The sequence below is a fragment of the Methanomassiliicoccales archaeon genome, from assembly GCA_029907465.1.
In the GTDB taxonomy this organism is placed as follows: Archaea; Thermoplasmatota; Thermoplasmata; order Methanomassiliicoccales; family JACIVX01; genus JACIVX01.
Genome location: JARYLV010000010.1, coordinates 44,649 through 54,371, shown reverse-complemented (window position 1 = coordinate 54,371; position 9,723 = coordinate 44,649). Strand labels below are relative to the sequence as shown.

The following is a 9,723-nucleotide window of genomic DNA, read 5'->3' as shown; positions in this document are numbered from 1 at the left end:
GTGGAAAAAGGAAGCCAGCAAGAAGGATGGGCCCGGTCGGATTTGAACCGACGACCATCTGGTCTCTCAGAAGGATCTTATGAGCCAGACGCTCCGCCAGACTAAGCTACGGGCCCTTTGGTTTACGGATTCAGGTTATAATGCGGATTCATATAAAGGTGTTGTCCTTTGTCAGCTATCAAATGGCAACTTCAGTTGTTAACCCTTGGCGATAACTCATTATATTTCTTATTCAAATGTTTATACTGCTGAAGGAGATGTTTATGGAAGGGCGCCGGATCCCTCCTGGTCAGAAGCCGATTCGGGAATTCCCGGTATTAAGTTATGGCGAGGTACCGTGCATTGATCTATCGAAATGGGATCTCACTGTGGAAGGATTGGTGAGGAATAAATTGAGATTGACTTGGGATGAGCTCCTCGCCCTTCCATTTATCAGCGTAACGAGCGATTTTCATTGTGTGATAGGTTGGAGCAGACTGGATAATCAATGGACTGGTGTAAGATTCGTAACAATTGCGAAAATGGCTGACCCACTTCCCGACGCGAAAAGCGTCTACATGACCGCCGATGATGGATATACGACCAGCGTGTTTCTTCGAGACCTGATGGAAGACGATGTTCTCCTCACCTACAAATTCGAAGATAGGCCGCTTGACCTAAATCATGGTGGTCCTTTGAGACTCGTGATTCCAAGGAAGTATGCGTATAAATCGATAAAATGGATCAGGCGAATTGATTTTATGGCAGAGCAGAAAGTCGGTTATTGGGAAGGGAGAGGATACAGCGACGCCGCTGACCCTTGGAAAGAAGAACGATACAGCAGTCACTGAAAAAGGATTTGGTGGATTAGAGGGGCGATTAGCCTTGAGTACTTTGGAAGAAGACCTCGCAATACTCTGTGAGAAGGCGAAACAGTATGGTGCATCGAAGGCAACAATCATTTCTGCTGACAGGATCGTTGTCGATCCGAGAGTCCGTCTCAAATGTATGATTCCGCTATGCGCGAGTTATGGCGTTAACCTTATGTGTCCTCCCAACGTCATAAGTCCAGAAGAGTTTGCAAAAATCCTTTCACTCTATCGTCATGCGATTCTTGTGCAGGTACCATTAACAATCAATAATGATTTCGTGAAGATCCTTGGTCAGGGAAAGTCGTTGTCGGAGATCCGAGAAGATCAGAATTATCGAAATTTATTATCGAAAGGTGATAGACAACTCATTGAGATTCTATGCAAACTCGAGAAGGATTGTCTTGAAATGGGTTACAGGTTCGCTACGGGTCTATCGGCTGGAACCTGCAGGCTTTGTGAAGAATGCGTCGGACAGCATTCTGGAAAACCTTGCAGACACCCTTTCGTAGCGAGACCCTCGATGGAAGCAGTTGGTATTGACGTGATCCAAACAGCAAAGAATGCCGGAATTGATCTAAAATTCTTCGCAAAGACGACGCCTGTGTGGTTAGGTTTGCTCCTTGTAGATTGATGGGGGAGCAAAACGATTGCTTGGTATACATCTTTTTCTTCCTTTTTAAAAGGTTTTCAAATAATATTATGACGGATTGTTGACATGTCTACAGTTTCCTTGAAAAAAATGATTGAAGGCGGAGCGCCGTCGAGCGGGATCGAACCGCTGACCTTGTGGTTTCAACTCCCTAGGGGGGATTAACAGCCACACGCTCTACCAGCTGAGCTACGACGGCATAATTGGGCGACGCTCTAAAATGCCAGCCTCATATTAATCCTTTTTCCTTACTTTGATTGATTCTTATTGCAACCGAGGATGAATTTTCAGCGAAATCTGTTGGAGGAATCGTTAGCTCATGGATAGAAGGTCTGAAATCGGCAACAATTCATCGTTTAGCCAAGCGATTCGCGAAGCTCTTTGACGGTGTTGCTCATCGAATCTAGTGTTTTCTTGAGATTGTCGAGGAATGGCTGCAATTTATCCGTCGTGACAGCTCCTTCAGGAGAGGGCTTTATGAGTCCTTCCTGTTCAAGAATCCTGAGCGAATACCGTACTTTATGCTGGGGGCAGTTCAATAATTCTGACAATCTTATTATACCGATCGGTTCGTGTGTCATGATTGCTTTGAGCATTGTCACGTGTCTCTGGAGTAAATCGATCTCGCTTTCGATTTTGCTTGTCAGAATGCTTCTTCCTCGCATTTTCTTCTCCAAGAGACGTGATAACATGTGTTGATATTTTATTCTATCTCTTTTGTTGGGATGTTCATCATAGACTCGATCAATTTCTTTCCGAGCTAAGCATTTTTTCTAATCCAACTGTTTGTCAGGCTCGTTTACCATTTTGATCTCGATAAGCATTTTAGAAAATAATTAAAGAATAGAATGGACTTGGTAAGAGGACAGAGCATCAACAAATTGTATATGCGATAAAAAAGAATCATTCGTGTTTATAGGGTATAATGATATCCTCTGGCAGGCTGAAAACTGGCAAGCCTTATATAAAGAATTAGTCATTGAACACGCGTGGAAAGTGAAGACAACTCTTTTGAAAAAACCCTAAGCCAAAAGATTGATTCATTTATTAATTATCTCGAACGAAGGCGCATATCTATTATTGCATTATTTGCTTACATAGTCTTTCTTGCCGTCGTCAGAGATTTATCTGAATATTTTCTACTTGACCCAGAATTCGTCACCACGCCACATCCATGGATTTACAGCATCGCACATCATGTAGCTTTTTACGTTGTTGTGTTTTTAGGATTAACGCTCCTTTTGACGGCATTTTCTGGTCGCGGGCTTGAAAAGTCCGTGAATTTTCTTGCAAGCTTTTATTGGATTATTCTTCTTCCGCCATTTTTGGATTATTTCGTTTTCGGCGTTCGTGAGAATTACGCGTATTTTTCGCCAACGGATTTTGCCAATGCACTATTCCATTTTAGCGGAGATAGGTTACACTATGGGCAATTAATAGAAGTTGCAGTAATCTTGTTCGTACTTTTTTCATACCCGATCTGGACGCAAAGAAGTAAGTTCTTTGATATCAGAGGGCGCCTCGTTACAATCTTACGGGTCGCATTTCTACTCTTCTTTGCGTTTCTATCGATGTTCTTTCTTTCGACGCCAGGACTGTATCTTCCAGTTGGTACAGTTGGTGGGATCCCTCAATTTCCCGCTTTTGACCTTGTTAAGTACAGACAGACCCACCTTTTCTTATTTTCTTGGTATCTGATTGTTGGTTTGATTCTCTCTTTAGGAATCGTTTATATCGCGAAGAAAACGATTTTTACAAGACTCTTCATGAGCCTGCGGCCTTTTCAGACTTTGTTTTTTGGGATCATCGTTGCTGCGGGAGTTGTCAGCGGCTGGAGATCTTCTTCTGGCTCAATCGTATACGTCACTCATATTTTCGAAACCCCGTACTGGGTCAATCTTTCATTTGTTGGCATATCGATAATTTCAGCGGTACTCGCGTGGTTAGTTTGTGTCATTTGGAATGATCTAAGTGATCGTTTCACAGACGTCCCAACACGCATGGGTAGGGCTCTTGCGTCTGGATTGATTGATGAAAAGACCGCTCTAGAAACATCGGTCGTTCTAGCGGCTATTTCACTATTCTGTGCACTTTTATTATCATTTGTTCAATTGTTTCTCCTATCAATAGTTTTTCTCATCTCAATTGCCTACTCATCTAATTTGATCCGATTGAAACAACATATGTTGAGGTCAGCATTGATAGGGATCGGGGCTTTTCTTGCCTTCATTTATGGGTTCGTCACACCATTCAGTGTTGTTGAAGAATACACGACCGGAGGAATATACGCCCCGCATCTCACTGGAGCTATTCTGATCCCTAATTTGACATCGGATGGAGTGATTATTGGTTTCTTTATGTTCTTAGGCATTCTTATCGGCTCGATGATAACTGACATAGAGGGTTATAAAGAGGATATACGGGGCGGTGTGAAAACGGTCTACACGGTCTTGGGGTTTGAAACAGGAGTTCGCGTTGTGGCTTTCTTGATATTTTTTGCATCATTAACTCCTCTTGCAATATTCAGGAACATAATCGATTTGGTGGTCTTCCCATTCTTAGGAATCGCCGCCGCTGTCTCATTCAATCGCTTGAGAAGATCGGACATGGTAATGTTCATCGCGTTCATTGGGTTAATCTATGCTGCACTAAGGTATCTCAATTTGTTCGTTGGCATTTGATGTAAAATTGATACGTAAGTCCCTTTGAATTGATGAAAAATAGAGCGAAGGAATCATAGGAATGATATGCAATAATAATTCTTTCCATGTTCCCGCTCCTCTCGCAATCTTTGCGCAATCCGCAGAGAGTATTTCAATCTTACAGAAGTTATCAAGAAATGAATCTAGAGCCAACGTCCCTAGCACTCGGCGCAATAGTGGCTCGATTATTGAGGCCGCCTTGATATCTCTTAAGATATCATTTTCGATCGCCTTTGCATAATCTCTTAGGTGTCTCCAATCTTCTTCATGTGTAATGAAGTTCCAAACGGCCTCGCCCCCTCTTAAAGCGGAAATGAAAGAATAGGTCATCCCCTCACCCGTTATTGGATTCGTGAGACCTGCTGCATCGCCGACGGCAATCGCTCTCTTGGTATGGATTTTCTTTCTCACTGAAAGTGGAATTGACCCGGCAAGAAAGGTGTCAGAATTTGTCACGCTACAATCCTCATTAGCACATTTTGTTTCAATTTTTTTGATGATATTCTGAATCACCTTCTTATTCAATCCAACACCGCCAGCACCTATATTAGCACTTCCTGAACATGGGAATAGCCATCCATAGCCATAGGCTGGTGGTTTAAACTCCAAAAAAGATCTTTCTCTCTCGAGAGTAAAACAATAGAATTCCATCATATTGCCAGGATCTGCAGATAGCGAGATGTATTTTGACATCCCAGATGCGAAGATATTTCTTTTGTACGGCCCTAGTAATTTGTTGGCAGAACGACTGTGGGCGCCTTCCGCGAGAATCAAGCATTTGCCTTCATACATCGAATTGTTTGTACTGACTTCAATATGATCAGGGTATTCTGTAACATCTGTTACCTCTTCCTCAATGAAGTCTGCACCCTCTTTTTCTGCCGTTTCAGCAAGAAAAGCATCAAATCGTCTCCTTACGACGGTTAATGCAATCCTGCTTTTCGACCGAATTTCATTGTGTGAGGAGTCTCCAAATAATCTTACACCGTAGATCTCCTTTTCGATAATGGAATCTGGAATTCTTACATCAAGGTACTTCAAGGCCCTTTCTAATATGCCGCCCCCACAACATTTGTCTCGAGGCATCTTCTCTTTTTCGAGCAGCAGCGTTCTCAATCCTTTTCTTGCGCATTGGATCGCTGAATAAGCTCCTGAAGGACCGGCACCACTGATGATAACGTCATAGTGGAGACTCAGTGAAGCCACCTCTTCGCGAATTGAATTCACGCATGTAAGACTACCGACTCTTTCTGAACCTCTCTACAAACGCCTCAGCGATGATGACTCCCATTATGCTCAGAAATGGCAATAGCACTGTGAGGTCAATGTTTCCAACTTCGACATTGATGGCAGATTCACCCTTGCTGGCGAGAACGTTCAAATAACTCTCTCCATATTGCCACGCGCCACCGACTGTAGCAAACAATTGATTGTTTTCGTAATGCCACAGTGTCGGACCTGTTCCCGGCGTACGACCAGGTGCTGCCCCAACGACCAATACAATGTCTAGATCATAATCTCCATCTGTATCACCGAGCTCGATATCCTTTACGTCGTAAACCCCATTATCTGGGCACATGATAGCTAGGGTTGTCGTATAGACCGGTCTGGGATCAAAGCTGCCGCCTGTTGTTTGTGTGAGGATAAAAAGTGTATTTCGATCGTCGCCGCCGCCAACTCTTGCTGTAGCGACAGCGATATCTGGCCATCCATCCGGTTCATAATCGGCTAGCTGACGTCCAAGATCGCCAACCGCGATTGCCGTGATGTAATCAGGGGCTGTCCATGGTATTTTGTATGTATGTTGCGCATCCCAATACACGGCTCTTGCATAATGTCTGATGAGAAGCCGATCAACGTAGATTGTATCATTCACAGAGTCGGAGACGAGCCGGTTCATGTCGATGATTCTTATGTAATAGTAGGCATTGGGTGTGTAGGGCAAGTCAAAATTCAATTCTGTATCTGCAGTTACTGTAATTTTAGTCAAGTTAAAGAATGTGCTGTTGTCTGGTGAATATTGAAGCATGAACTCTTCGGAACTCTCGAGGCCCTTTCTGATCTCAATCGTAAGGTTATGATATTCTCTATTCTCGTTCTGTATTTCCCATTGCCAGCCCAACCAGCGTGTCTTGACAAATGTCACTTCAATCCACATATAATCGAATCTGACAGAATTCCCACCTGTGTCGTTATTCTTGAAGCGAATGTTGAGACTGTTAATCTTGTTCCAAGTGTTGACCCCATTTGCTAGAAGATCGAATTCGCTGACAGTGTTCGATTGTCCTGCCATGGGCTTTATTGTCGTGTTCTGGAACTGCCCTCCTGCATATCCCCACATCACATAATCATCGGCATTGTAATTAGTGTCAACAGAATATTTGACCTTTAGGACAACCCTTGAGGGGATGCAGTTTTGGTAACTGGTATCAAGATTAAACTGTGATATGAACAGCTGTTCTCCTGCGTCGACATTATAATAGTCACCGTCATCAGCTGTCAAATTTTGGAGTATCTCATGCGTTGTATCGTAGACTCCTTTGGACGTCGGCAACGAGGTGTACGGCGGATAATTATCATAAACTTCTGTCAAAGATTCGTAAATATCGTCGCTTGCGGTTAAATCAGACTTGCTGCCACTCCTTGACGCGCTTCCGTTTGGATCGAGTTGATACTCGACGACAGGATATCGATCAATAATCTCTGATGTGGAAGCCTGTGTGTAAAAAATTGTTACACTTTTATCAGCTGTGCTTGTTCTGATGATGTCTGGATACTGATCTAAATTCACATCTGCAACCCTCACACGTGGGATATATTGTACGTGATCCCACGGATTCTTCCCAGCTACTGAAGGTAAGCTTCTCAATGATGAAGCAGAACCGAACGCGGCATTCTGGCGCTGTTGAGCATCACCCGATGATCTACCCCATTGATTTAGCCAAACTTTTGTGTCGCCGGTTTCGTATACTGCGACAATATCATCGTAACCATCTCTATTGAAATCGCCAGTCGCAATGTCCATCGCGGCAGGATTTGTATTCTTATTAGCAGCATTGGAACTTATCCAATCCAATGTGCTGTGTAAAGCCGTTTTTCTCCAGGTACCGTCATTCCAGAAAACGTAGATGCCGCGATTGAAATACATTCCCCATGTATTCGTGTAATCTGCATCGCTTGATCCTAATGCGGTTGTATAGACAACGACATGAATGAAGCTAGCAACAATATCGCCATCACCATCACCATCAAAGTCGCCCACTGCAATTGCACCACATAATTCGTAAATTGAAGAATAACCAGTTGCAAATCTTCCTAGTCTTGTGCTCCAAACCGTTGCATCTTCGTTGGCATTTCCAAGATCGTTGTTATAGGCGGTCTGAGTGCCCGAATATGCGTCAAACGGCATCGTTACAGGTCTCGCAGAGGACCAACTCTTTCCATCTGGATCTAAATTCTCGTACCATACGATATTGGCATAATCGGGGTCCTGACACCCAACAACAACATCGAGGCGTCCGTCCCCATTGATGTCTGCTAGCGCCATGCCGATTGGTCCCTTGTTAGGGCTGTTGTCTATTATTGTTTCATCCCATTGTTCTCCACCTTTATACCAGGCAATCTTGTTATCTTCCCAGTAAGCCCCAGAATCGCTCCATGTAAATGAACCAGAACCCACGCTGGCGAGAATATCCATCGTTGTTAACGGAGCTGTGACGTTTATCTGGATGCACAGACTGTAATAAACCTCACCGGTTGTGGAGCCGCTACCAGTATCTGAAAATTGCAGGATCTTAAGATTATATGCATTTTTCTTAGGTAACCACCAACCCTGATAAGCGTCTTTTAGCCCGACATAGAAAGTGTAAATTCCGTTATTTGACCCCTCATACGATGGTGTCGGGTTTGTGCCGGCTGTTTTGAATATGCTGCTCAGAGGAGCAGAATAAGTAGGTGGCGATGTATAAGAGGGCGGTATTTTCTTAATGATATATCTGCCAGAGTAATCGCTGATCTCAATATCGCTCATGTAAACAGTACTAGATAGGAGATCGACGTCCTTTGTTACAACTCTCACATACATGGTATCAGTGTGATTGAAGTCTGATGTTTGAATCAAAGAGTTGCCAACCAGTTTGTAAGTCAATATTTTCGGATAATTTACTGACGAGACCTGAATTGAATCCGCGATGTTAATAACCGTTCCTCGATTGTCTTTTAATATAAACTGAATTGGATAAATATAGGCAGATGACGGTGCATCGAAATAATACACATATCGATGGAATGTACCATAGATCCCTCCGTATTCAAATGCCTCCAAAGAAGATTGAGGAGTCATCGGCTCGCCCGTGATCGGGTGATACAGGAAGAAGCTGTTCTGCAATGCTAGATTTGCCAGCGCATCGCTATACAATTCAACCAGGACTCTCTCGTTTGGATTGAAGTTCCGAGTGATTGAATAGTCTGATGCCCTTCTTATATAGTAAAAAGTGGTTCCAACTCGACCCGTTTCTGAACCGCTTTCACCACCACTCGCATCAGGCGGATACGTCCCATTTACGAAATAATGACTGTAATTATAATATGGGCCATAAGTCGTCGTTCCCCCAGACGGCTTAAGTTGGACATTCAATGTAATCCTGGCAATTGCGGAATGTCCAGAGAGGTCGGATGCGCTAACAAAGACAATCTTCCCGTTCCAACTGATATCTGCAGTGAACTCTTGGGAAAGGAAAATTCCATCGTTATCAGAATCTTCAAGGGGAATGGATGCCGGCAGACCAATCGAAGTCGCATTCAAAATGACACCACTTCTATCGAGGTCACCATCAGGGTCGGTAACAAAAGCGTAAAATCTGATAGGGTCAGTGTGATATGATGGACTCGGAGTCGTACCTCTCTCACCGATAATCGGTGGGAATTTCTCGGTTTCGCCTGCGAGAACTGAACTCCATACGACTGAGTTTTCGACATAGTCAATTATCATAATACTAAGTCGTGTTGACGAAGTGATACCTGTTAATTTATACGACCATGTCTCACCTGTCTCCCAGTATGTTCCAATGTTGTTCAGGCTATCGGATATATTAAGAGTTTTAATGTCATCGTTCACAGATAAGTAGATCTTTGTTTTAAACTCCGCGAGAGGTTGTCCCCCGCGATGAGTTATATTGATCCAGCACGTGCCGTCTGATGAGATCCGAGTTTCTGTCAAAAAATCGGCATTAACCTCTTTTGCAGGTGGCGGCATCGTGCCAACATACCAAAATACCCCAGAAAACAAAGTCACCGTTATAGCAAGTATCATAATGTTGCCAACGATCTCGGAAACCCCACTCCGCTCCCGAATTCTTGAAATGCGCTTACTCATCATGATACTATACCAACCTTTTGATTAATAAAAAGGTTCTCTCTTGATACCTGATGACACAACTCTCATATATTTTATAGATTGATTGTATATAAATATTGTGTGGTAATTATCATACGTCATATGTTTACTACCAAACCTCACGAT

At 43.4% G+C, this 9,723-nt stretch carries 6 protein-coding genes and 2 tRNA genes; 3 read left to right on the top strand and 5 right to left on the bottom strand.

What is annotated here, in order from left to right; translation table 11 throughout:
* Positions 1-27: 27 nt before the first annotated feature.
* Positions 28-116, bottom strand: a tRNA-Ile gene (locus QHH00_05325).
* 147 nt (positions 117-263) lie between these two features.
* Here QHH00_05325 and QHH00_05320 point away from each other — a divergent pair.
* Positions 264-830, top strand: coding sequence for a molybdopterin-dependent oxidoreductase (locus QHH00_05320; GenBank protein MDH7508803.1), 567 nt, complete (start codon positions 264-266; stop codon positions 828-830).
* Complete coding sequence (locus QHH00_05315) at positions 733-1,482, top strand: DUF2284 domain-containing protein (protein MDH7508802.1); 750 nt, start codon at positions 733-735, stop codon at positions 1,480-1,482. The genes QHH00_05320 and QHH00_05315 overlap by 98 nt, the downstream gene beginning before the upstream one ends.
* Before the next feature lie 124 nt (positions 1,483-1,606).
* On the opposite strand, the gene QHH00_05310 is transcribed toward QHH00_05315, so the two are convergent.
* Both QHH00_05310 and QHH00_05305 read right to left on the bottom strand, forming a co-directional pair.
* Positions 1,607-1,699 (bottom strand) — tRNA-Asn (locus QHH00_05310).
* 157 nt (positions 1,700-1,856) lie between these two features.
* On the bottom strand, positions 1,857-2,165 hold the full coding sequence (locus tag QHH00_05305; protein ID MDH7508801.1) for a hypothetical protein: 309 nt from the start codon (positions 2,163-2,165) through the stop codon (positions 1,857-1,859).
* Positions 2,166-2,489: 324 nt separating this feature from the next.
* Here QHH00_05305 and QHH00_05300 point away from each other — a divergent pair, with 324 nt between their 5' ends.
* A complete protein-coding gene (locus QHH00_05300) occupies positions 2,490-4,181 on the top strand; it encodes a UbiA family prenyltransferase (GenBank protein MDH7508800.1) in 1,692 nt (563 codons plus the stop codon).
* Here the strand turns inward: QHH00_05300 and QHH00_05295 are convergent.
* Both QHH00_05295 and QHH00_05290 read right to left on the bottom strand, forming a co-directional pair.
* Complete coding sequence (locus QHH00_05295; protein MDH7508799.1) at positions 4,149-5,408, bottom strand: NAD(P)/FAD-dependent oxidoreductase; 1,260 nt, start codon at positions 5,406-5,408, stop codon at positions 4,149-4,151. The two genes, QHH00_05300 and QHH00_05295, sit on opposite strands and share 33 nt — an antisense overlap.
* A 31-nt stretch (positions 5,409-5,439) precedes the next feature.
* On the bottom strand, positions 5,440-9,579 hold the full coding sequence (locus QHH00_05290) for an FG-GAP-like repeat-containing protein (GenBank protein ID MDH7508798.1): 4,140 nt from the start codon (positions 9,577-9,579) through the stop codon (positions 5,440-5,442).
* Positions 9,580-9,723: the final 144 nt, after the last annotated feature.

Bases quoted from the DNA above. Each gene is read 5' to 3' on its own strand.
- QHH00_05305 (MDH7508801.1), bottom strand. From the start codon at position 2,165: ATGCGAGGAAGAAGCATTCTGACAAGCAAAATCGAAAGCGAGATCGAT.
- QHH00_05290 (MDH7508798.1), bottom strand. From the start codon at position 9,579: ATGATGAGTAAGCGCATTTCAAGAATTCGGGAGCGGAGTGGGGTTTCC.
- QHH00_05320 (MDH7508803.1), top strand. From the start codon at position 264: ATGGAAGGGCGCCGGATCCCTCCTGGTCAGAAGCCGATTCGGGAATTC.